Origin of the sequence: Lysinibacillus sp. OF-1, assembly GCF_028356935.1 — a bacterium.
GTDB lineage: Bacteria > Bacillota > Bacilli > Bacillales_A > Planococcaceae > Lysinibacillus > Lysinibacillus fusiformis_D.
In genome coordinates this window covers 186044-209777 of sequence record NZ_CP102798.1, presented here as the reverse complement: position 1 = coordinate 209777, position 23734 = coordinate 186044, and the positions used below count along the sequence as shown (strand labels likewise).

General features: G+C 38.2%; 20 protein-coding genes and 1 riboswitch. Of the genes, 8 read left to right on the top strand and 12 right to left on the bottom strand.

The window, feature by feature from the left end:
* Nucleotides 1–641 precede the first annotated feature (641 nt).
* On the bottom strand, nt 642–2201 hold the full coding sequence (locus tag NV349_RS01025; protein ID WP_036128290.1) for a sensor domain-containing diguanylate cyclase: 1560 nt from the start codon (nt 2199–2201) through the stop codon (nt 642–644).
* 482 nt (nt 2202–2683) lie between these two features.
* Between NV349_RS01025 and NV349_RS01020 the strand changes: the two genes are divergently transcribed.
* The 5 genes from NV349_RS01020 to NV349_RS01000 all read left to right on the top strand — a co-directional run bounded on the left by NV349_RS01020 (nt 2684) and on the right by NV349_RS01000 (nt 8142).
* Nucleotides 2684–3868 (top strand): CaiB/BaiF CoA transferase family protein, encoded by a 1185-nt coding sequence (locus NV349_RS01020; RefSeq protein ID WP_101966944.1) that lies wholly within the window; start codon nt 2684–2686, stop codon nt 3866–3868.
* A 254-nt stretch (nt 3869–4122) separates the two neighbouring features.
* A riboswitch (SAM riboswitch) is annotated at nt 4123–4231 on the top strand.
* A 107-nt stretch (nt 4232–4338) separates the two neighbouring features.
* Nucleotides 4339–5364 carry a methionine ABC transporter ATP-binding protein gene (locus tag NV349_RS01015; protein WP_058845260.1) on the top strand — a complete coding sequence of 342 codons (1026 nt, stop codon included), beginning with the start codon at nt 4339–4341 and terminating at the stop codon, nt 5362–5364.
* Nucleotides 5354–6016: a methionine ABC transporter permease gene (locus tag NV349_RS01010; protein WP_036124987.1), complete on the top strand. Its 663-nt coding sequence runs from the start codon at nt 5354–5356 to the stop codon at nt 6014–6016. The genes NV349_RS01015 and NV349_RS01010 overlap by 11 nt, the downstream gene beginning before the upstream one ends.
* Before the next feature lie 47 nt (nt 6017–6063).
* Nucleotides 6064–6924 (top strand): MetQ/NlpA family ABC transporter substrate-binding protein, encoded by an 861-nt coding sequence (locus tag NV349_RS01005; protein WP_058845259.1) that lies wholly within the window; start codon nt 6064–6066, stop codon nt 6922–6924.
* A 12-nt stretch (nt 6925–6936) separates the two neighbouring features.
* The gene (locus NV349_RS01000; RefSeq protein WP_036124984.1) at nt 6937–8142 is read left to right on the top strand and encodes a M20 family metallopeptidase; all 1206 of its coding nucleotides are present in this window, start codon (nt 6937–6939) and stop codon (nt 8140–8142) included.
* 82 nt (nt 8143–8224) lie between these two features.
* On the opposite strand, the gene NV349_RS00995 is transcribed toward NV349_RS01000, so the two are convergent.
* The 4 genes from NV349_RS00995 to NV349_RS00980 form a co-directional block, all read right to left on the bottom strand.
* Nucleotides 8225–9670 (bottom strand): hypothetical protein, encoded by a 1446-nt coding sequence (locus tag NV349_RS00995; RefSeq protein WP_271912082.1) that lies wholly within the window; start codon nt 9668–9670, stop codon nt 8225–8227.
* A gap of 229 nt (nt 9671–9899) precedes the next feature.
* On the bottom strand, nt 9900–10454 hold the full coding sequence (locus tag NV349_RS00990; protein ID WP_036124979.1) for an HPP family protein: 555 nt from the start codon (nt 10452–10454) through the stop codon (nt 9900–9902).
* Nucleotides 10455–10649: 195 nt separating this feature from the next.
* Complete coding sequence (locus tag NV349_RS00985) at nt 10650–12008, bottom strand: acetamidase/formamidase family protein (RefSeq protein WP_271912081.1); 1359 nt, start codon at nt 12006–12008, stop codon at nt 10650–10652.
* A gap of 83 nt (nt 12009–12091) precedes the next feature.
* Nucleotides 12092–12706 (bottom strand): PH domain-containing protein, encoded by a 615-nt coding sequence (locus NV349_RS00980; RefSeq protein ID WP_271912080.1) that lies wholly within the window; start codon nt 12704–12706, stop codon nt 12092–12094.
* Nucleotides 12707–12889: 183 nt separating this feature from the next.
* Between NV349_RS00980 and NV349_RS00975 the strand changes: the two genes are divergently transcribed.
* Entirely contained in the window at nt 12890–13612 is a 723-nt protein-coding gene (locus NV349_RS00975; RefSeq protein WP_271912079.1) for a response regulator transcription factor, read from the top strand.
* Nucleotides 13609–14997, top strand: a complete 1389-nt coding sequence (locus NV349_RS00970) for a sensor histidine kinase (protein ID WP_271912077.1) — start codon at nt 13609–13611, stop codon at nt 14995–14997. Before NV349_RS00975 ends, NV349_RS00970 begins: the two co-directional genes overlap by 4 nt.
* A gap of 676 nt (nt 14998–15673) precedes the next feature.
* Here NV349_RS00970 and NV349_RS00965 read toward each other — a convergent pair.
* The 7 genes from NV349_RS00965 to NV349_RS00935 all read right to left on the bottom strand — a co-directional run bounded on the left by NV349_RS00965 (nt 15674) and on the right by NV349_RS00935 (nt 22367).
* Nucleotides 15674–16033 carry a YxeA family protein gene (locus NV349_RS00965; protein ID WP_271912076.1) on the bottom strand — a complete coding sequence of 120 codons (360 nt, stop codon included), beginning with the start codon at nt 16031–16033 and terminating at the stop codon, nt 15674–15676.
* 2 nt (nt 16034–16035) lie between these two features.
* Nucleotides 16036–17904: an ABC transporter permease gene (locus tag NV349_RS00960; protein WP_101966945.1), complete on the bottom strand. Its 1869-nt coding sequence runs from the start codon at nt 17902–17904 to the stop codon at nt 16036–16038.
* Nucleotides 17891–18658, bottom strand: a complete 768-nt coding sequence (locus NV349_RS00955) for an ABC transporter ATP-binding protein (RefSeq protein WP_036125791.1) — start codon at nt 18656–18658, stop codon at nt 17891–17893. Before NV349_RS00955 ends, NV349_RS00960 begins: the two co-directional genes overlap by 14 nt.
* A gap of 211 nt (nt 18659–18869) precedes the next feature.
* Entirely contained in the window at nt 18870–19346 is a 477-nt protein-coding gene (locus NV349_RS00950; RefSeq protein WP_101966946.1) for a glutathione peroxidase, read from the bottom strand.
* 14 nt (nt 19347–19360) lie between these two features.
* Complete coding sequence (locus NV349_RS00945; protein ID WP_271912075.1) at nt 19361–20695, bottom strand: FAD-dependent oxidoreductase; 1335 nt, start codon at nt 20693–20695, stop codon at nt 19361–19363.
* Nucleotides 20696–20708: 13 nt separating this feature from the next.
* Nucleotides 20709–21854, bottom strand: coding sequence for a VanZ family protein (locus tag NV349_RS00940; RefSeq protein ID WP_101966947.1), 1146 nt, complete (start codon nt 21852–21854; stop codon nt 20709–20711).
* A gap of 225 nt (nt 21855–22079) precedes the next feature.
* A complete protein-coding gene (locus NV349_RS00935; protein ID WP_058843749.1) occupies nt 22080–22367 on the bottom strand; it encodes a DUF6509 family protein in 288 nt (95 codons plus the stop codon).
* Nucleotides 22368–22524: 157 nt separating this feature from the next.
* On the opposite strand from NV349_RS00935, the gene NV349_RS00930 reads away from it, so the two are divergent.
* A complete protein-coding gene (locus NV349_RS00930) occupies nt 22525–23703 on the top strand; it encodes an alanyl-tRNA editing protein (protein ID WP_271912073.1) in 1179 nt (392 codons plus the stop codon).
* The last annotated feature ends 31 nt before the right edge of the window (nt 23704–23734 follow it).

The following is a 23734-nucleotide window of genomic DNA, read 5'->3' as shown; positions in this document are numbered from 1 at the left end:
GCTTATGTATTTTGATACGTACAAATATCATTTCCTCATACTCTTTATATCGGCTCGTAGCTAACGAACCTTCATAGATAAATCTAAATTAGTCAGGTAAATTTCTTGATTAATCAAATGACCTTTCTATTTCTGAAATGGTGATTAATTTTTCAGTTTGCTAACTGAGTGATTCGCCATTTTGACTCACCTTTCTATTTCTTTTGGAATGATAGCCCTTCTTAATGAGCATCTTTTCCCACTTTTAGAACGGGCTCTACACTTTGACGAGCTCTTCCATGTGATATCACCACTTCTCTCCTCTTCAAACCATTGTGGCCACGTTTGACCCTCACTAATAACAAAATAAATTCCCTTCATCCACACAACAAAAAAGCCAAGGAGCATCGGTGCTCGCTTGGCTTTTCACGATATATAGGCATACATCTAGTCGTCCTTGGGGTGTCATAAGGGAAAGGGGGATAACCTTACGTCTTGTCAAGTCGATCAAGAGATGTGACCCGAGTTACATATCATTTGAACATGGTTTAGGAAGTCATATGGCGGATGACTTACAAGTAGCTTGCCCAAATGATGTTTGCATTAATCAATTACCCCGAAATTCAAAATTGTAAGCCCCTTTGTTTCATTTTTTACTGCATTTATATTTCCGCAACCTTTACTTGATTGCGTCCCTCTTGTTTCGCAAGGTATAGTGCATCGTCAGCTGCTTTAATTAGTTCCTCTGTTGAATCTGCCATTGCTGGATAGGCAGCTATTCCTGCAGATAATGTTATGGGTCTGCCACATGGACTTTCTGTTGTTGCCAAAATTTCTCGTAGTTGTTCAGCCACTTGTGCTGCCTCTTCTGCTGCCGTATTTGGTAGCAGTATGACAAATTCCTCGCCACCATATCGACAGCATACATCTCCTTCACGAGCCACAGCTTCCATATGACTGGCTAAAAATTGCAAAACTTTATCGCCTACTGCATGACCATATGTGTCGTTCACACTTTTAAAGTGATCTAAATCTAGTAAAATAATTGCATGTGGTACATTGTTCGTTAACCATTCGGCAAGCATCGAATCCATTGTACGTCGATTCGTAACTCCCGTCAGTGGATCAACAGTAGATTGATCCTTGAAAAACGAGACCTGTCCATGTAAAAATGATAAACTCCGAACCAAGGCATTCTTCAAAGAATAAGCTTCAAAGTACCATCCACTTACAGATTTTAAACCTTCTACATTTTTCTTATCTAAACTTTCCTCCGTTAAATTTGCTAGTTGCTGCAAAGGGTTGGCAATGCGTGCTGCCGCCCAAAGTACAATGATAATAGATAGAATCATAAGGGGTACAGATTTAATAATGACTTCCTGCACACGATCAAAGGAAGGGGCTAGTGCTACGTCTAAAGGTTTCTGGGCGACAACGCCCCATCCTGTTGATGGGACTGTACTATAGCCAGCAAGCATTTTCACTCTTTCTGTGTTCTCAACAAGTTGAGCACCACTCTTTCCTGATATCACCGATTGAACGACTTTATTTTTCGTTACCACATCATTAATCCGACTTGGGTCTTGATGATAGATAACACGTCCATCTGAATCAACTACATATACGTAAGAGCCGTCCTTACTATAATGCTCTCCCAGTAAAGTTTTAAAGGCATTTGGTTCCTTTAAATAAATAGTCCCTGCTATCATTCCTAAATACTCATTGGAGTCGGAAAAAATAGGATGAGAAATAAAAATGATGAGACGTCCTGTCATCGCCTCATATGGTTTAGAGATAAGTGGTGTCCTTTTGGATAACGCCTCTTTAGCACCGATTGATGTTAAAATTTCTCCCTTTATTTCAATAGATGGTGGAGAGACGGATAAAACCAATCCTTCTGCATTTGTTATTACTACAGAATTAAACATTTGATTTTGCAATCTCAAACGTTCTGTTTCCTGATTCAATGCTTGCGCATCGTCCATCTTTGCTTGTATCTGAGTTGCACTATAACCTAATATTTGGAAAGATTCATGTAGATAAGAATCCGCAGTAGATGCCAATTTTTGAGCATAAACCCTATTCGTTTCTAGTGTATTTTCCTTTATCGAGTCAATATTCATTCTGTATCCGCCCCAAACACTACCAAGGCTCGTGAAAAAGAATGCTGCCATCGCAACTCCCATAATTAAATGCTTTAGTTTTAATTGATGTGATTTCATTTCTTCTCTCCTATTTACGTTAATTTTATATGTATTTTTTGAGAGATACTTTATTAATAAATGGGGTAATAGTATCATTTCCAAATTGCGTAAGAAGAATCCAATACACCACTAGGATTGTATCAATAAAAAGGGTCGTATCATATAGCTAGCTAGTAAACAAAATTCTACAATTTATTTTCTTAAATTAAATATTCTAACAACTGACAACTATTGTCTGAAATTTGATAAAAAATCTAAATTCTAAATTTTTTTACTTTTATTGTTATTCTGACATATGAAAGTTGAAATGTTTATTTTATAATGAAAAATAGCATAGGCAAGTTAAGGTCTATTCTGTTATAATACTACTTAAAATAAAATAAACTGTATTAATACAGAATCGAACGTTACGCTTTTCACACAATGGGGATTATGAGAAAAGCGCTACGCTTCCATCAATGGGATGGTCGTGTAGCCTACACAAAAAGGGGTTGGAAGATTTGGGCATTTTACAAGGGTTAAAAATTCTCGATTTTTCTGCATTACTACCAGGGCCAATGGCGACAATGATTTTTGCTGATTTAGGAGCAGATGTCATCCATGTTGAATCTTCAAAGCGCGTTGATTTAACACGAATTATGCCTCCCTATGATGAAGATCATGAGGCTTACATTCATCAACATTTAAATCGATCTAAAAAATCAATTACATTAAATCTTAAATCACCAGAGGCTATAGACATTGTAAAATCACTGGTGCAAGAGTATGACGTTATTATCGAAGGTTTTCGGCCTGGTGTCATGCAACGCCTTGGCATTGGCTATGAAGCTCTAAAGGAAATAAATCCAAAGGTTATCTATTGTGCGATTACTGGTTACGGACAAACTGGACCTTATAGCAATCGACCTGGACACGATAATAACTATTTATCTTTAGCAGGCTTACTCGATTATTCACGCCATAAGGATAAAAAGCCTGTCTCCATGGGGGTTCAACTAGCTGATATAGCTGGAGGGACAATGCATGCCGCAATTGGGGTACTGGCTGCTGCCCTTCATCGTGAAAAAACAGGCGAAGGACAATTCATAGATATTAGTATGACAGATGCTGTCTTTTCGCTGAATGCTATGTATGGTGCTGCGTTTATTGGGGGTGGTCGTGTACCACAGCCAGAGCAAGAAATTTTAAACGGAGGCAGTTACTATGATTTTTACAAAACAAAAGATGGACGCTTCTTCTCTGTCGGTAGCTTAGAACCTCAATTTCGTAAACTGCTCTGTGAAGCACTCGACATTCCTGAGTTGATTGATAATACCTTTAATGATTCTTACTATACGCAAATACGCTTTAAAGAGGCTGTTCATGATGCCTTTCTATCAAAGACATATGAGGAATGGCTTGAGGTATTTAACGAGGATTTTGAAGGTTGTGTAGAGCCTGTACTCACTTTTCCAGAAGCATGTGAGCATCCACAGTTGAAGGCTCGCGGCATGATCGTCGATATTCCAAAAAGCGATGGCACCATGCAACAGCAAATTGCTTCTGCCTTTAAATTTGATGGCACTGAGCCTGAGTACAAGTATGTCGGTGCCAAGCTTGGAGAGCATAATGAAGAAGTATTAACTGCACTTGGCTATAATGATGAACAAATTGCTAGTTTACGAGAAAAGGGCGTTTTAGAATAACGGAAAGGTTCAATTTGGAAGTAGGCAATTTTCAAATTGAACCTTTTTATGGCTGCCTGCTCATTGACATCCTCAGTAACATAAGCATAAATTATTTCACTAGAAAAAACGCGGCTACCAATGTACTCCTGCTGTTATAACAGTAAATGGATTTATTTTTCTAATAAAACTTTTTAAAAGAAATGTTGACATATAATTCATCAAGCATTATAGTATTGTTTAAATCTTAACAGACAATTAAATACGATAATTTCTTCTTATCCAGAGAGACTGAGGGACAGGCCCAATGAAGTCTCGGCAGCGGGTTATTAACATAATACCGTGCCAATTCCTGCAAATGTACTTACATTTGAAAGATGAGAAGGAAGTAGTTTCTTCAATAGTGGGGACCTTCCTTTTTTCTTAATCGATAAGAACAAAAGGAAGGTCCTTTTTGTTCTTTATTTTTAAATAGGGAGTTGAGCAAGTAAATGATTGAATTTCAGAATGTAGCGAAAACCTTTAAATTTGGTGATCGTGAAGTGAATGCAGTGAAAGATGTATCTCTTTCAATTCAGCAGGGAGAGATTTTTGGAATTATTGGATTTAGTGGTGCAGGAAAGAGCACATTATTGCGACTTGTGAATCTATTAGAAAGTCCAACCCATGGCACTGTTCAAGTACAAGGTGTTGATATTAATTCGCTCACACCAAAAGAGGTAAGAAAGCTGAGAAGAAGAATCGGCATGATTTTTCAAAATTTCAACTTATTCTCCTCAAGAACGGTAGCTGGAAATGTAGCCTATCCACTTAAGCTGGCGGGAGTGCCTAAAAAAGAAATTAATGAAAGAGTTGCAGAACTTCTTAGTTTTGTTGGTCTTACAGAAAAAGCGAACGATTACCCTGAGCAATTATCTGGAGGCCAAAAACAGCGGGTTGGCATTGCGAGGGCGCTTGCTACCTCCCCTGATATATTAATTTGTGATGAAGCAACCTCAGCGCTCGATCCAGATACAACTGGGGAAATTCTCCGCCTTCTCAAAAAAGTAAACAAGGATTTAGGAATCACTATTTTGCTAATCACACATGAGATGAATGTCATCCAACAAATATGTGACAGAGTAGCAGTCATGGAAAATGGAGCAGTAATTGAATCTAATTCAGTTTTTGATATTTTTACAAATCCACAGCATTTAACGACTCAACGGTTTATTCAATCGGTTCAGCAAGATCGACCATCTGCATCTCTATTAGAGGAATGGAGAAAAAAAGGCGGCAAAAATTTATACCGTGTTATTTTTAAAGGTGATATTGCTAGCGATCCTATCCTTTCTCGCGTAACAAGAAAATTTGATGTGGACGTTAATATCGTCTATGGCTCTGTCCGAGAAATTCAGGAGAAGTTCTATGGGAACTTGCTCGTCTCATTTGAGGGACATAGCGATAAAATACCTAGTGTTCTTACTGAATTACAAGACATTGTAACTGTTGAGGAGGTAAAATTCAATGAAGGTTGATTGGACGACTTTTTGGCCCCGTATTTTTGAATCTACGGGTGAAACGATTTTAATGGTTATTATAACCCTTATCTTCGGTTCTATTCTTGGTATAACAATAGGTTTACTACTATATGTGACACGAAAAGGAAATATTTTAGAGAACAAATTCGTGTTTCAATTGTTAAATTTTTTAATTAATATTATTCGCCCAGTTCCATTTATTATTTTTCTAGTGGCCATTAGCCCATTAACAAGAATGGTTGTTGGAACAACGATTGGTACGTGGGCAGCAATCTTTCCGATGACGATTGCCTCATCATTTGGTATTGCGAGAGTAGTAGAGAATAACTTAGTTAGCATTGACCCTGGGGTAATTGAAGCCGCAAAGGCAATGGGAGCAAGTCCTCTACAAATTATTTTTACTGTATTAATTCCAGAGGCACTTGGACCGTTAATTTTAGGCTTAACGTTTGTGACAGTCGGTTTAATAGATTTCTCTGCAATGGCTGGTACAGTTGGCGGAGGCGGTTTAGGTCATATTGCTATGACATATGGTTATCAACGCTTTGATGGAAGTGTCATGCTTGTGACCGTTATTATTCTTATTATTCTTGTACAAATTGCGCAGTGGATTGGGAATAAGCTATCAAGAAAAATTATGCGACGGTAAGAAGGACATTTTTCATTTGAATAAAACAACGAAAGAGGAGATTAATAATGAAAAAGTGGTTTAGTATTTTATTAGTTTTAACAGCCGTATTAGCATTGGCTGCCTGTGGGTCTGATTCAGCTACAGATAATGCTAAAAAAGAAGAAAAGGTAAAGATTGGTGTAACTGGAACAGATGGTGAAGTATGGCCGATTTTAAAAGAGAAAGCTAAAAAGGAAGGGATTGAAATTGAGCTTGTTGAGTTCTCTGACTATACATTGCCGAATCAGGCATTAGCAAATAAAGAAATTGATATTAATTCCTTTCAGCATATCGCGTTTCTAACACAATTTACTAAAGAAAATAATGTCGATTTAGTTCCAATTGGTGCTACTGTTATTGCTCCAATGGGAATATATTCAGAGAAAGTGAAGGATGTTAACGAAATTAAAAAAGGTGACAAAATTGCTATCCCTGATGACCCTTCCAACCAGGCTCGTGCATTAAGATTATTAGAATCAGCTGGCTTAATTAAATTGGCAGATGATTTTGGTCTCTTCGGTGACCCAAGTAAAATCGTCGACAACCCGAAAGATTTAGACATTTTACCGATTGTAGCTCAACAAACACCACGTGTATTACCAGATGTAGTTGCATCCGTTATTAATAATGGAGTTGCTGGACAAGCTGGGTTTGATCCCGTAAAGGACCCCATTTATCTTGAAGATGCCAACGATCCAAACGCCTTACCTTATGTGAACATTTTTGCTGCACGAGCAGATGATCAAGATAATAAAACATATCAGAGAATTGTCGAGCTGTATCATGAGGAAGACGTAATGAAGGCAGTCGAGGCAGAAACAAATGGAGGATCTATTGTTGTTGATTTATCAAAAGATGAGTTAATAAAACAAAGCAAAGGACTATAGGGGGAGATAAATATGAGCAAAACTTTATCGGGAATTGAACTAATCCAGGAATCCATTGAAACAAATCAAGCATTGTATATTGAAACTAGCCAGGCAATCCATGCCAATCCAGAAATAGGGAATCAGGAGTTTTTCGCAAGTCAAAAGCATGTAGAAATCTTGACGAATGCAGGATTTAAAGTAGACACAGCCGTTGCTGGACATGAAACCTCCTTTTATGCAGTGAAAGACAGTGGAAAACCTGGTTCAACAATTGCCTTTCTTGCTGAATATGACGCTCTTCCAGGTTTAGGGCATGCCTGTGGTCATAATATTATCGGAACAACGAGTGTCGCAGCCGGAATTGCTCTTTCTAAAACATTAGATGAAACCGGTGGAAGTGTCGTCGTCTTAGGAACACCTGCTGAAGAGGGTGGTCCAAACGGCAGTGCAAAGGGAAGCTTTGTAGCACATGGCTATTTAAAGGAAGTAGATGTCGCTTTAATGATTCATCCAGCAGGAAAAACATCTCTAACAAGCGAAACACTTGCCGTTGATCCACTTGATTTTCATTTTTACGGGAAAGCCGCACATGCATCAGGGGCTCCTGAGGAAGGAATTAATGCATTAGATGCAGTGATCCAGCTTTTTGTTGGGATTAATGCTCTACGCCAGCAGCTTCCTACAGATGTTCGAATTCATGGAATTATTACACATGGTGGGGATGCACCAAACATTATTCCTGAATATGCAGCAGCAAGATTCTTCATTCGTGCGGATTCATGGAAAAAAACAGAGGAGGTATCAGTAAAGGTACGTGCAATTGCTGAAGGTGCTGCACTAGCAACCGGGGCAACGGTAAAAATTGAACGATTCCAAAATGAAGTAAAGGATTTTGTGCTAAATCCTGTACTAGATAATATTTTACAAGAGGAGTTAGAGGCTTTAGGAGAAAAGGTTTGGACAATTCGAGGACAAGGCAAAGGTTCAACAGATGCTGGGAATATTAGCTACGAGGTTCCAACAGCACATCCATATATAAAAATTGGCCCAGACGATCTAATTGGGCATACAAATGAATTTAGAGAAGCTGCTAAATCCCCTGAAGGTGATGCAGCTTTAATAAAAGGAGCAAAAGCACTTGCTTCAGCTGGCTATCGCTTATTAAAAGATAGTGATCTTTTAAGTGAAATAAAAGCTTCTTTTGAGACAGCGAAGGCACAGAAAGAAAACTTCTAAAACTCATTCTAACATTATTTGCATATGGAACAGGGCTGTACCAGAAAGTTGCCGAAGATCAACTTTTTGGACAGCCCTACTTTTATACATATGCACTTATAAATACTCGTAGCTTTTCAAAATGATCGTCAATCAATAAATACTTTTTGTAGATTTCCATTAATTTCTCAAAAAGCTCATAGTGCTCTGTTACAAATAAAATCTTTAAAATATTTAATAGATGGAGAGAGGCACTTTGAGCTACAAAATAATAAGGAGCCTCTGATTGGCGATAATGTTGACGCCATTCTTCCACAGATAACCCAATATGCTGTAATGAATTATTAACGTGTAATGCAATATCCTGCTGAACATATGCCTCAATTGCAATCAATTGTTCATTGCTACAACTCCCCTCCACTAATGCTGCATGTATTTTTTTATTGGATGCTAGTACATGCTCTTTTAAAAGGACTAACCCCTCTTGATAACGTCCCATTCTTACGTAATGATCCAGCAATATAGCATACAAATTCTCTAAAAAATTTAGTTCATAGTTTTTAATAATTGCAGGAGGAGTCGGCTTACGATTTGGTAGTAACTCTTTATATTCAAGCATTATCTCGATTGCATAATTATTAAGTCGCTCATCCTCTAATAAATATTCCCCATATTGAATAACTAATTCATTATCCTTCTCCTGATGTGCTATATGAAATAGTAGATAGGCTATTAACACTTTTTCCTTCTCCGTTAATGCATACATTGAATAGCGCCAATCCGCCTCAAAGGACGTAATAAGTGTCTTCACACAGTTATTATCTCCCTCAGCCAATCGGTAGTGTACAACAATTTGATAAAGACGTAACTGTTTTTTTGCCAAACAGCTAGCATTGTGTTTATCCACATGAGTTATACACTTATCCAGTATCGTTTTATAGTTATTCACAAAGTTATCCACATGTTCACAATTTTCTTTCATAGATTGCTCAAAATGTCCCATTATTTCATAAAGAAATGTGAATTGCTCTAAGGGTCTGTGGATAAGTAGTGAATAAACCTTTTTTGTAAAAAGCCAATGCCAAAAAGATGCATGCTCTTTATACATCATATGCACTAAATATTCATCTTGAAATTTATATAAAATAATTGTTTGTAGTTCATTAACTGGCATTACTATTTGCATTCGTTTCCCAAAAACTAGCCAAATTAGTCGTTCTAAGTCTATTGTGTGTTGCGCAAAGAGTTGCTCAAAAAAAGTTTCTTTTCCTTTTTGTGTATAAAAAAAAGCATTGAGCCGTTCATTCACAAATTTTGCATCTAAGCCATATTTGTCAAAATACATTTGCATTTCTGTTGATACACGACCCCAATATTTACGAGCTGTGGAAAAGGCAATATTCTTAGCCGTTTCTTCATTTACTAAAAATAGCTTTGGTGAAAGCGAAGTACCAAGTATTTTTGGATCTTCCTGCAGATTTGACTCTGCCTCCAGCCATGTTGCTAGTAAATTTTCAGCACCCTTTTCACTTTTTTGTTTATAAGCCATGAATAATTGCTCATCACAGTCCAACAGCATAAAATTGGAGCCTCCCATCAAATTCGACCAACAAAGATCTTCCCCTATCATTCAAATACATGTTTTTAACACTCTTTCTTCAATATAACAAATCTTAAGTAAAATATGCTAAAAAATTAGTGATATGCCTAGCTAAAATGTTCTCAAACAAAAAAGAACCACCTATCAAGTGAATACACTTCATAGATGGAAATCTCCATCACCAAAATAGTGGATATTTTCTTTTTTCACGTAAATTATTTATCAACAATCCGAAAAATACAATAATGACAGCTCCAATTAACACAGGTGTTACTAAATAACTCCAACCATAGCCTCCTAAAATAATAATTATAGGATTGGCACCTGCCGGCGGATGGATAATGCCCAGGAAGGCCATAAAAAATATTGTTAGCCCTACGCCTAAACTAATAGACAGCATACTCGAGCCTAATAGTGCATACATAGCCAAACCAATAAAGGCGGAAATGAAATGGCCGCCAATAATATTTCGAGGCTGAGATAACGGTGCATTCCAGACGACAAATACAAGTACACAGCTACCACCAAGTGAAGCCATTAGCCAAGGTGCCTCTGTAAAATTTGTTAGCCATAGCAAAACAAAAATACATATTAAGCCGCCTATTGCTCCCGTGATGGCATCAGCAAAATTTGTTCGAGAGGGGGCATGTCCCCCTCCTCTCATTTTTAATATAAAAGGTTTTATACTATTCTTTTTCTCTATTTTATTTTCCACACCAAAAAACTCTGTCATTCGACACCAACTTTTCTATGCTACGTTCTATTTAAATTCGGTTAGGCTAATCATTTTTAAACTTTACCTATTATATCAACACAACATTAGAATTCAATCTAAACTTCATATTTCAGACAAATTCTTACTTTGCCACCCCATAACCCATACAAAAAAGCAAACCTTTAACAGTTTGCTTTAGAATGAATTCATCTATTAATCATATTGCTTTTTCACTGTCTTATAAATTCGTACCTTTTTCAATATCGTTTTAGGTACTTGGAAGGTTGCTGTGACAACTCCTGGATGACGTCCAATTTCAATGGAACCTGTTATCGTCGCTCTATTTAATACTTCTGGCTCACTCATCTCAAATAACTTTGCAGCTCTCTGGACTGCATTATCCGTAGCCTCATTTAGCGTTTTTCCAGAACCAATCATAGATACAGGGAATGCTTCCTCTACCTGTTTCACACCGAACTCCTCTGCTAGCTCTCGTGCACGGCGCTTTTCTTCCTTCGTAAAGGGCTTTGCTGTATAAGGTAAATCTTCTTCGTTTGGTAATAACACTGGGCCTTCCAATGCTACTTTTTTCAAGACACTAACTTGTAGCTGTACAATACCAGCTACATCTGTTGTATGCCCTGCAATCTCCCCATCTCCCTGCATAGCATGCATATCCCCAATATAGACACCGCCACCTGGAACCTTTACAGGACAAATAATCGTTGCCCCTTCGCGTACTCTACTTATATCCATATGACCATCGGTACGATGTAAATCCAATTCATCTTGTGTAAAGGCATATTCATGCGGTGCTCCAATTAAGAACGAACCAAAATCACCAGCATTATGAGAATCCGGCATTGCTTTTGAAGGGGTTGTGCCAAGCTGTCCTAAAAAAGGTCGCATTCTCGCCATTACACCTACTAGGTCGCTTGGTGCTAATGCAACAACTGGATTTTGTACAGAATTTTCAGGTGTTCTCATGTAATTTTTAGCATCAACTGCGATACGGCGAGCACCCTCTCTTCCAACAGTGACACCCATTTGGCCTTTTTGATCAAGGGCCATTGTATAGCCGTTTATCATTTTAAATGGTGCCGTTTCTGTATCACAGGTTGAACAGCGAATCGCTTGTGGACCTATCCCTTTGACAATTGTGCTTGGATGTAACTTGCCACAACCTGGGCATTTGACAGAAACGAACGGGTCGCCAATGAATCGATCTATAATCGCCTCATCGTAACCTGACGAGGTTGCCAGAGATGTGACCTGAATAGATTTAATTTTAATGGCGATGGCGTCGCCCACCTCAGCGCCTTCTACAAAAACAGGCTTCGTTACTTCGTGTCCTCCACGAATAGTAGGTGTAAGCATTGGTCCCCAGCATCCAGGTGCTGTATTGGCAATGATCGTTCCACCGTCTTTAACGGGCCCTAACATCTTCTTTGAGGGATCTAAAATTCCATCAATGAACTCATTTACGAACAATGTCTCAGCGGCTTGCGATTGCTGTATAAAGTCATCATTTTCTAAGCCTTCCTTTTCAAGCACATGCAATTCGTTTGTCATTTTTTGTCACGCTCCTGGTTCTGATTTTTATGTAAGTGTTATATGTTAAAAACGCTCTCCACATTTGCAGAGAGCTATTTTTATCAATTGTTCATGTATAAATCAAAAATATGTGAGAAGTCTTCTTTTTTGTACTTTTCTTTATGGTCGATCATCCAAGTACTCGCAAAGCGTGTGATTTCCTCGAATGACGTAGATGGAGAGATGTTATCATTGCCCATCCGTCCAAGTGATGAAGAAGCAATGTTTAAGCTTTTTTCTGCTACCTCTAGCTTATAGGCATTGTGTTTTTGCTCATAGCTAATAGCATGCAGTGCTTTATAGAGGTCTTTAATATCATCAATAAAGCGTTTATGGATGTCGATGGATAGTGGAGAATTACCAATTGTAAACTTAATTTCGACATCAAGGTCAATTGTTCCTGCTGTTTCTAGAAAAACATCTGTAATGGCATACATAGAATAGTCATAGCGTCGCAATAATCTCTTTTTACTCATAGCACTCTCGCCATCTACATGAATAATGGCACGATTCGTAAAGCAGTACTCGTCTGCCTTCGTTTTAATTAAAAAATATATTTTTTCGTCAATTTCATGTAGGATAAAATCATCTGCATCTGTTTTATCATAATCCACTTGTGGCACAACTACTCCAATATCTGAAAGTCCAAGTGCATCTGCTGCTATTTTTTTGAACACCGTCATTCCTCCTAAATCGTCATACTCCTTTTACGCTTTAGAAACTGTAAAAGTTTCATAATACATTTCCCTACTATATACAAATTTTCATATAATCAATACTTCATTTCCTCTTTCATGTATATTTCATTTATAATGATTGTCAGAAAAGGATTCTTCCAAATCGAAAGGTCGTGTGAATAAGTGCAAGAACCAACTATATTAGTAGTGGATGATGAGGCTGATTTAGCTAATCTGTTAAAAGTAAGCTTACAAAAAGAGGGCTACAAACAAATTTATACAGCTGGCTCCATTCATGATGCTTGGACAAGCTTTCAACTAACAAAACCAGATATTGTACTGCTAGATGTCATGCTTCCAGATGGTGAGGGCTACGATTTATGTAGACGTATCCGTGAAGTCTCACATGTGCCTGTACTTTTCATGTCTGCTAAAAACGAGGAAATTGATAAAATTTTAGGGCTAGCCATTGGTGGAGACGATTACATTACTAAGCCTTTTAGCCCTAAAGAGGTTGCCTATCGTGTAAAGGCCCAATTACGAAGAGCTGGCTACCAAACTCAAGATACTGCTCCGAGCCTTACCAAGAAAGCACTACAGCATGGACCATTCCAGCTGAATACCGATGAAACTGAAGTTCATAAAGATGGCGTTTTATTGGAGTTAACGGCAAAGGAAATTGGTTTAATGGCGTGCTTTATGCACAATCCTAATCGAATTTTAAGTAAAGAAACGCTGTTCGAACGTGTCTGGGGAGAGGACTTTTTCGGTTCAGATAATACCGTCATGGTGCATATCCGCCGTTTGCGTGAAAAAATCGAACAGGATGCCTCAAAACCTCTGTATATCACCACTGTTAAAGGGCTTGGTTATAAATTCGTCGTACCAAAAGAGGCACAAGGATGAAGTGGAAATTAACAGCGCGCTTCCTCCTTTCTGTACTTTCTATTGTCATCATCGTTATTTTCGTCAATACTGCCATTCTAGTAGGTCTGCTCACTTATCGGTTAGCTACTGATTCTGATGGTGCTTCTGCAACTAAAGAAGAAAACTTTGTACGCGAATTCCAAAAATATATCGAAATTAAAAATGGGGTTCCCTCAATAAGTGCAGATGGGCTTGAACATTTGCATCTGCGAAATGCTTGGATTCAATTACTTGATGTAAATGGTCAAGTTATTGACGCCCATTTTGTACCAGAAAAAGCACTCTCGCACTATACACCCATCGACTTAATTCAGGTATATAAATATAAAGAATTTGATTCTAATACTACGGTTTATATTGGCAATAAGGATGATTTTAGTTATTTAATTGGCATTCAAGGTAGTGGTGTTACAAGATATGTTATGCATTTTTCTGGCACATCAATCTTACAGTTTATCGGGAAATTCGGCTTGTTCATCGTTATTGCGGACTTGTTAGTAGCAACATTGGTAGGCTGGCTTTTTGGGCGCACATTAACGAAGCCTCTTTATGCGATGATTGAACGAATTCACCATTTAAAAGATCATAAGCATTCGTCCGACAAAGCGCCTGGAGGAGTTTACAAGCCTGTTTTTGAAAATCTAAATGAAGTATCACTAGAACTAGCTGCCCATGAACAAGAGAGAAAGAGACTAGAAGTTATGCGTGAGGAATGGATTAGTAATGTTTCACACGATATGAAAACACCACTTGCCTCTATTCGTGGCTATGCAGAGCTATTGAATGATGAAAAATTGCCACTTAGTGAGCAAACTGAGTACGCAAAAATTATAGAAAAACAATCATTGCATATGCAAGATCTATTAGATGATTTAAATTTAACGATGCGTTTAAGACATCAACGGCTTCCTCTCACATTAAAAAAAGTGAATATGGTGCCATTTATTCGTGAAATTGTAATCGATACATTGAATACACCACAATATGAGCTTGCTAATCTTGAGTTTGAGACAGCCACCGAGGACAGTCTGCATCAAATTGACGAGCACTTTATGCGCAGAGCTATTATGAACTTTTTACACAATGCCATCCTCCATAATACTCCTGATGTTTCCGTACTTGTATCAGTTGATGAAGATTCTATTACGATTTCCGATAATGGTAGAGGCATCGCAGCAGAGGATCTGGAACATATTTTTGAACGCTATTACCGAGGTACAAATACGGAAAAAACAACTGGCACTGGTTTAGGTACAGCTATTGCTAGAGATATTATCGAGGCCCATGGAGGAACCGTAAGTATCAGCTCTGAAGAAGGGAAAGGTACAAGCGTTAACATTTATTTAAAAAGGAATACGCAATAAATCAAAACCCAAAATTTAACTAGTAGCATTCTTGGAAATACGATAAATTTTAAACACACTTTTGGCACTAGCACTTCGCTTTCGTGCAGAAAAGGGGTGTCTCAAATAACTTTTGAGACACCCCTCAGAGTGTTGAAAAACAAAACTATCCATAGCATTTTTGTGAAAGGTGAAAATGGATTTCCGCTGCAGGCTACTTGCTTTCCTGTGGGCGAGCGCCGAGCCGCTTCCTCCGCTACCGCTCCGTTTAGAGGCTCGCCTGTCTCGCTATCCCACGGGAGTCAAGTAGCCTTCCACTCCAACCCACAAAAGTGTTACCTTTTTAGCAAAGTTTTCAAATAAAGTGAAGGTGCTCACTACTTTTTATGAAGAGGTGTTGTCACGCATCACTTCTCCATATTGAAAATAAGAGTTTATCCCCTCTAAGAATACAGATAATGGGCTATTTGATCGCTATACTACTATGAAAAAAGTAAAGACACTTTGCAGAATGGTTGATTGGAGTGGAGCCAGCGTCACTCCTAGGGGATTTAGCGTCACAGATGAGACCCTGGAGCGAGCGTAAGTGAATGAAGAGCGGCTCATCGGACGCCCCCTAGAAAGGGCGCTGGCGGAACGGAAATCAACCTCTCACCTTGCTAAAGGTTCTTTTTCTGCTATTGACATCACCTTTTTGCTATTTCACTTGATCTTGCACTTTTGCAGGTAACTCGTGGAATTTTACTTCATCAAATGAAGAGACTTCCGTTTCCTTTTTCACGTAAAGCTTTAAATAAGCATCCTGGCGTAAATTTTTGTGTGCTGAAAACTTTAATGTTTTTTCTTCGCCATTTTTATTGTAAGCAGGTAGCTCGTACCAGTACATTTTAAAGATTTCACCGCTATCAACCTTATACTCCTCTACTTCTCCCTCAGCTGTAATATGGACATAGTATGTGTCTTTATTTAACCGATTAAAGTCTACAGTCATCAATACAACCAATCCTGCCACGAATAAGATGAACAATGCACCTATTCCGAAAAATACTTTTTTCATATTTAATTCCCCTGTCTCACTATTTTATAGAACGAACGCACGGTAAAGATATAATAAATAAAGTAAATAGCTGAATATGCAACAATCCACAACATAACTGGCTTTGTAATATTCATACCAAATAGCTGTGAAAATGCTAGTAACGCAAAAGCACTATGCACAATGCCGACGATAAGTGGAGCACTAAAGATCACAGCCACCTGTCCTGCAACTGTCTTTAAAATTTGCTTACTATTCACACCAATTTTATTTAATATAGCGTATTTCGCCTGATCTTCCTCAGCTTCCGTTAAAATTTTGAAATAGATAATACTGCCTGTTGCCGCTAGGAAAACGAGACCTAAGAAGCTTCCCACAAACAATAGTGCACCAACTGTTGCTAAACCATCCTCATAGCTTTGTGGAACACTAGAGAAAGTTTCTTGTTGTTCAGTAGGTAATTGTTTATAAATATCTTGTGAAACGTTCTGTTGTTTCAAATCATTGTCCAATCCAACAACCTGCATGATGAGCTCTTCGGCATTTGTAGTCGCAAATTCCTGATCATTCACAACGAGTACTGTTCCCGCTGCTATAAAGTTTAGCACGCTTTCCTTGTACATTTTCTCTACATGGAAGGAATCTCCGTTTTGTAGCTTAAAGTCCTCACCCGTAAAATCATGTGAAAATCGTTCATCATAGGCTGCATCAAGTAAAACTGTAGAGCCATCTGCAATGTGCAGTTCTTCATCCTTACCTTGTAATTTCGCTAAACGATTATAATCAGATTCCTTCAATAATGTATATTCGAAAAACGAGAATTCATTATCAACACGTAAATTTTTCACAGCCACTGCTTCATTATATAAGACATCTTCTTGAGAAAATTCTACCGTCTCGCCTTTCCACATAAATGTATTTGGCAGCATCTGACGCACACTTGCTTCTGCATTGTAATACATGCCGAAGACACCGCCACCTGCTGTAATCGTTGTTGCACTTAAAATTGCAATGATCGACAGCGATTTAGCATTAGCTCGAATACGATATAATAACTGAGAAACACCGATTAAATTTAAGCCTTTCCATGACCATGATGTGGCTTTTTTTAATGCTGTTAACACAAAAACACTCACACTATGGAATAAAAGATATGTTCCTGCAATCGTTACACCTATGACCATTAATGGCGTACCTAACATAGTGAAGAATTTCCATATTTCACTCGTAAACATATCAGAGGCAGCTGTATAATATCCAAATGCAATTAGCGCAGTACCGAGTAAAGCAGCTACTAAAGAGGCACGTGGAATTTGCTCACCCTGTTTGTCAGCGTGAAATAAATCAATTAGCTTAAATTGATAAATAACACGATAGCCTTGCAATGATGTGAATAAAAACAGTAGTGTAAATATGCCAGTCGTATTAATTAATGCCTCCATCGAAAATGTCAGACTACCAACCACTTCATAGCCCATTAAGCGTACTAAGATCATTAACAGCCCTTGTGACATAAAGAACCCTAGAATGATACCAAGTATTAGAGAAACAAGTCCTATAACTAAATTCTCAAAAAAGAGCATTAAGCCAATTTTTTGCTTACGCACACCTAGCAATGAATAGAGGGCTACTTCCTTTTTCCGCTTCTTCATAAAAAATGAATTGGAATAGGCCATAAAGATGACAATAAAGAATAATAGCACTACTGACGATGCACTCATCAATCCCTTTATTTGTTGTGATGATTGTTTTAAGGCCGAAAGATCATCATTATATTTGAGCGTCACAAATGTAAAGTAAATAACGATACTAAATACCATCGAGGCAATATATAAAAAGTAATTCGACAAATTGCGTTGAATATTTTTGCGCGCTAAACTAAATAACGTCATTTACTCCACCCCCGATGCTAGACAGCACCTGCAAGATCTCTTGGAAAAATTGCTTCCTTGTTAGAGTCCCACGTTGAATTTCCTTAGAAAGCTGTCCATCTTGAATAAATAGTATCCGCTGGCAGAAGCTAGCTGCAAAAGCATCATGGGTAACCATCATAATCGTTGCGGCTTGAGATTGGTTTAGATCGCTTAAGCTTTCTAGTAAATCTGTTGCAGATTTTGAATCAAGTGCACCTGTAGGCTCATCCGCAAAGATTAGCTTTGGCTCTGTCACTAATGCTCGTGACGACGCAGTACGCTGCTTTTGTCCTCCTGAAATTTGATAAGGATATTTATCAAGCAAGTCACTTATACCAAATAATGCAGCAATCCGCTCAACCCTTGCGTTGATAGCCTTTGTTGGCATCTTCGCAATAGCTAGTGGTAAAACAATATTTTCTCGCACTGTCAAAGAATCGAGTAAATTATAATCTTGAAAAATAAATCCTAAATTATCGCGACGAAAATCCGCTAATTCGGCATCTTTCATACGTGCTAAATTAGTATTCCCAATAATTATTTCACCAGTCGTTGGCGTATCAATCGTTGCTAATACATTTAAAAGGGTAGATTTCCCGGCTCCAGAAGGACCCATTACACCAACAAACTCTCCTTTTTCTACTTCAAATGATATATTCGATAGCGCTGTAAAAGTATTTGCGCCTTTGCCGTAAGTTTTTCCAACGTTTTGTACCTTTAATAATGGCGTCATATACGCTCACCTCTTCTTTCTGACTTTAGTATACGACCTCAAACTTACAACAAATTTGTCGCAAGCTTACAGCAACCTTAAATCAATCGCTAGTTTTCGATTAATTCATACGTTTTATCGAAGCCATTCCCTTTTGTATTCCCCAACTTTTAAAATTGATTGACATAAAAAAAGATTCATACACAAATAACTGTGCATGAACCATTTTAATCTATTGTTCTAAAACCTTTTGAATATCGTCCTCAAAGCTACTTGGCTTATCTGCTGAGGCGTAGCGCCCTACAACCTCACCATTGCGATTTACAAGGAATTTTGTAAAATTCCACTTCACGCTACTGCCTAAAAATCCTTTGGAGTGAGAAGTTAGATAATCGAAAATAGGATGTGCTTCTTTTCCATTTACCTTAACTATCTCATGCATCGGGAAAGTCACTCCATATGTCAGACGACACTGTGATGCAGCTTCTTCAGCAGTCGCTAGCTCTTGTTTAAATTGATTTGAAGGGAAACCAAGTACCACAAGACCTTCCTCCTGATATTTTTCATAAAGACCTTCTAATTCTTCAAATTGCGGTGTAAACCCACATTTGGAGGCTGTATTGACAATTAGCAAAGGCTTTCCCTTATAACGTTCGAGGCTATAGACAGTACCATCTTCTAAAGTTACGTTAATATCATAAATGCTCATCTTTCTACCTCCTATTATAAACGTCCATTCATTCGTGCCACCTGCTGTAATGGGTCCCAAACACCATTGAACGGTGGTGCATAGGCTAAATCTAAATCTAGTAAATCAGGTAATGTCATTTTACTATACAATGCCGTAGCAAATACATCGATACGCTTATCAACTCCTGCTGGACCTACGATTTGTGCGCCTAATAGCAGCTGGTCCCGCTTGCGAACAACCACCTTAATATACATACGTTGTGCACCTGGATAATAGCCAGCAATATGACGTGCAGATAGTTTAAATGCCTCATAGTCAAAGCCAAGCTCTTTCGCCTTACGCTCATTGATGCCTGTCGTAGCAATGGTTAAATTGAAAAACTTTAAGATAGAAGTTCCCACGATTCCTCTAAACGGTGCAAACTTGCCTGACATATTAAGGCCTGCTAAACGACCTTGCTTATTAGCAGTCGTTCCTAAAGGTACGTAATCTAAACGCTCCTTCACAATATTAAAATGGGTTGCACAATCTCCTGCTGCATAAACATTTTCAATAGAAGTCTCTAAATGGCGATTCACAATAATTGCTCCATTTTTCGCAAGTGCTATTCCAGTATTCTTTAAAAACTGCGTATTTGGTTGAATGCCTGAAGCGACAATCACTAAATCTGTTTCTAAAACACTGTTATCTGTGACGACACGCTCGACCCGTTTACTCCCTTCAAATGCTTCCACACTTGTATTTAATAAGAGTTCCACATCGTTCTTTTTTGCTTCCTCATGAACATGTTGGGCAAGCTCTTCATCTAAAATTCGTGCTACATGGCTTCCTCGTTGAACTAGCCTTACTTTTTTCCCGCAGGCGTGTAGCGTTTCAGCCATTTCTAATCCAATATAGCCACCACCTATGATGGTTACCTGTTCAATATCTGGCGTTAAATCAGCCAGTAAATCCTCCAACTGAGGAATCGTTTTTACCGTGTGGATACCTTCTAATTCAATCCCCTCTTGCACAGGCACTACTGGACTAGCTCCCGTAGCAATAAGAAGCTTATCATAGGGAATCTCAAATGCTTCACCACTCGCCTGTGTCCCCGTAATAAATTTCTTCTCTATATCTACATTTTCTACCTCATAGCCAACTCTTGCATCAATGCCATACTTATCTCTAAAAGTCTCGACATCTCGTGCAATTAAACGTTTGGTTGATGAAATACGTCCATCTACAACATAAGGCAATCCACATTGCCCATATGAATAAATAAAACCACGTTCTAAAGTAGTTATTTCTGCCCCTGGCACATTACGATAGATTTCCATTGCTGCAGACATACCTGCAGCATCTCCCCCAATGATGACGTATTTCATTCTACAAGCCCCCTTATTTTTTCCTTGTTGCCATTAAATCTGCATATTGATCGATATACAAACGTCGTTTTCCTCCACTTACGATGACACGTATTATATGGATGGCTATAATCATTGTAAGTGCAAAACCTGCTGTTGCGGCTAGTAGAGAAATGACAATTTGCAGAACATAAAATGATGAATCCATATTTAATTGAATACTACCAAACGTTGAAATGGCTTCGAATAGACTAGCCGTAGCGACAATAGCGATACAGCGACGCCACGATTGCTTTACAATACTTTTGCCATTCTTGTTGGCCATTGTAAAACGCATAATCTTCATACCTAGCGTTGCACCATTCATCATACTTGGGATCACGCCAAAGAGGATCATGTACAAGACCATGTTCACCAAGAACTCGAATGTACCACTATACCCTGTCAGACCGCCAACCATAATCCATATCATTTGTGCGATACATAAATCAATGACGAGTGCCAGCAAAATAGAGATGGGCTTAACAATATCCATTTTTTCCATTTCAGCAGCTTTTGCCTCAACCTCTTCATGCGAAGGAAATAGTGCCCATATGATTGGTGCTAAAAAGAATCCTAGTAACGCGCCTACACTGTTCAGTAATAAATCATCCACATCAAAGATGCGGTAGGCACAATTAAAGATGCCGTAAATACCTGTTCTTTGTGTGACCTCATAAAACAATGTTAGCAAAAAGCTAATTAAAAATGCACGTTTCCAGTACCTTCTTTCTTTAAGAAAATATCGCAAGTAAACGCCAAACGGCATCAGTAGCAAGAAATTAAAGAATGCTTGGAAAAATGCCTGCTGTTTCGTTATAGCAAGCCATGTAGAGGGATTTGTTACTACAACCCCGCTGTCCTTTAAAATATCCTCAACAAATTGAAAAAGTCGCAAATTAGTATGAACAGTGTCTGCGGATTGGAGTGAGCATGTATCTCTTGTAGATGGAAATGGCAGTAATACTAAACATAGTGCGGATAAAAAATAAAAAATAAATGAGAACATAATAATGGTTTTGGACATAGATAAATATCCATATTTACGATACGTATAAATAAGCCATGGAATAAAAAGTACAAATGATAAAATAATCGTTATAAAAAACGCTATTAAAATGGAATCTGTGTAAGTTGACATATAAGCACCTCTCTCTTTAAAATGCCCGTTTTTATGAACACTAAAACTAAGTTTAGTTCTCCAATACAACATATTTATTTCAGTAAGCTTACATAATCCTTAATTCAATCAAATATGGCTGATACGTACGAGGAGTAGTTAATCTAAAGAAATCATGTCCTGTGGCAGCTACTACAACAAAATAAAAAACAGGTAAAGAATATACTCTCTACCTGCTCCCATTTATTATAATTTAGCAATTTCTTCTTTACAGAATGTCAGAATTTCCTCTAGTTCATCATCCTCTAAAGCAAAATCTAAGTATTCACCTTCAGCCTTTTCCAGAATGAAGTAATTTAAAATAAATGGCGATTCGCCCTTTTCACCGATGAGGACACGAATTTCAATGCCAGCTTCGTGATATAATTCGTCCTCTTCATCAATTTCTACATCCAAAATAAATTCATAGCGCTTACCCTCAATAATATTTGTAGGGTCTAAAATTTCTTCCATTGTGAATTGTGTAATTTCCATTGTTCTAGCTCCTTTTTCTTTAGCTGTTCCTTTTTATATTAAATCAATTTCAGCATGGGTCAACTAGAAAAGCCGTATACACGTGTAAGTAATTATGCCAGAATAAAATGGAATTGTTTTAGAATTAAGAATCCCTACATAAAAAGGAGGCTTTTTCATGAAAGAGCTATTATATTATCAAGACGTTATGTTACACGAGTTTAATGCTAATTTTGTAAGCAAAGGAATGGATGAAGCTGGTCGTCATTATGTTGTCCTATCCAATACCGCATTCTATCCAACTGGTGGCGGACAGCCTCACGATACAGGCACTTTGAATAATGTAGATGTCATAGATGTTGAAAAAGTGGATGATGAAATTCGTCACTATATTCAAGGAGATCCATCAACTTTAGACGGTGTAGTACGTGGCAAAATCAATTGGTCAAGACGATTCGATCATATGCAGCAGCATGCTGGACAACATATTTTAACAGCGGCATTTATAGAGCTTTTTAATGCACAGACTGTAAGCTTTCACCTAGGTAGTGAGCAGGTCACAATTGATATTGCTATAGATACGCTGACTGAACAGCAGCTTGCAGCGGCGGAAGCAAGAGCCAATGACATCATTTTAGAAAATCGTCCAATTCAAACAACATGGATTACAGAAAATGAGCTTGTTAACTATAATCTTCGGAAAGAAGTTGCTGTGACGGGGGACATTCGACTGGTCATTATCCCTGATTTTGATTATAACGGCTGTGGTGGCACTCATCCAACATCCACAGGGCAGGTCAGTGCTATTAAAATACTAAGCACTGAAAAAATGAAAGGCAATGTGCGCGTTTCTTTTGTCTGTGGACAACGTGTTTTAGCCGAGCTTGCCATGCGGAAAAAAGTATTAGCAGATGTTGCTCGACAATTAAGTGTTCCAGAGATTGAGGCTGCTACAGCACTTACAAAAGTTCTATCTGTCCAAAAAACTACGGAGAAAGCACTTGCTACTGCGAAAGAGGAGTTACTAACTTACGAAGCAAAGGCACTGGTGGCTAATAGTGAAGGTGTAGTAACGGCTGCTTTTCATCAACGAACAATGCAGGAGCTACAAAAAATCGCTCGTCTGATTGTCTCTGACCAGTCAGATGCTATGACCTTACTAGTTTCTGAAAATGAAGGCAAACTACAATTTGTTGCAGCAAAAGGTAAAAATGTTACCAAAAGCATGAAAGATATTGCCGCGAAGGCATTACCTCTTATTAATGGTAAGGGCGGCGGAAGTGACCAAATGGTCCAAGGCGGTGGCGATTGTATGATTTCCAAAGAAGAACTACTGCTAGCTATGGAAAAAGCTTAATTCTACTATGAAAAAGGAGCCGTCATTATGA

Coding starts and splice junctions, on each gene's coding strand:
- NV349_RS01010 (WP_036124987.1), top strand. CDS start 5,354: ATGAAGGTTGATTGGACGACTTTTTGGCCCCGTATTTTTGAATCTACG.
- NV349_RS00990 (WP_036124979.1), bottom strand. CDS start 10,454: ATGACAGAGTTTTTTGGTGTGGAAAATAAAATAGAGAAAAAGAATAGT.
- NV349_RS01000 (WP_036124984.1), top strand. CDS start 6,937: ATGAGCAAAACTTTATCGGGAATTGAACTAATCCAGGAATCCATTGAA.
- NV349_RS00940 (WP_101966947.1), bottom strand. CDS start 21,854: ATGTCAACTTACACAGATTCCATTTTAATAGCGTTTTTTATAACGATT.
- NV349_RS00960 (WP_101966945.1), bottom strand. CDS start 17,904: ATGACGTTATTTAGTTTAGCGCGCAAAAATATTCAACGCAATTTGTCG.
- NV349_RS00965 (WP_271912076.1), bottom strand. CDS start 16,033: ATGAAAAAAGTATTTTTCGGAATAGGTGCATTGTTCATCTTATTCGTG.
- NV349_RS01025 (WP_036128290.1), bottom strand. CDS start 2,201: ATGAAATCACATCAATTAAAACTAAAGCATTTAATTATGGGAGTTGCG.
- NV349_RS01005 (WP_058845259.1), top strand. CDS start 6,064: ATGAAAAAGTGGTTTAGTATTTTATTAGTTTTAACAGCCGTATTAGCA.
- NV349_RS00985 (WP_271912081.1), bottom strand. CDS start 12,008: ATGACAAACGAATTGCATGTGCTTGAAAAGGAAGGCTTAGAAAATGAT.
- NV349_RS00995 (WP_271912082.1), bottom strand. CDS start 9,670: ATGGCTTATAAACAAAAAAGTGAAAAGGGTGCTGAAAATTTACTAGCA.
- NV349_RS00950 (WP_101966946.1), bottom strand. CDS start 19,346: ATGAGCATTTATGATATTAACGTAACTTTAGAAGATGGTACTGTCTAT.
- NV349_RS00935 (WP_058843749.1), bottom strand. CDS start 22,367: ATGGAAATTACACAATTCACAATGGAAGAAATTTTAGACCCTACAAAT.
- NV349_RS00955 (WP_036125791.1), bottom strand. CDS start 18,658: ATGACGCCATTATTAAAGGTACAAAACGTTGGAAAAACTTACGGCAAA.
- NV349_RS00970 (WP_271912077.1), top strand. CDS start 13,609: ATGAAGTGGAAATTAACAGCGCGCTTCCTCCTTTCTGTACTTTCTATT.
- NV349_RS01015 (WP_058845260.1), top strand. CDS start 4,339: ATGATTGAATTTCAGAATGTAGCGAAAACCTTTAAATTTGGTGATCGT.
- NV349_RS00930 (WP_271912073.1), top strand. CDS start 22,525: ATGAAAGAGCTATTATATTATCAAGACGTTATGTTACACGAGTTTAAT.
- NV349_RS00945 (WP_271912075.1), bottom strand. CDS start 20,695: ATGAAATACGTCATCATTGGGGGAGATGCTGCAGGTATGTCTGCAGCA.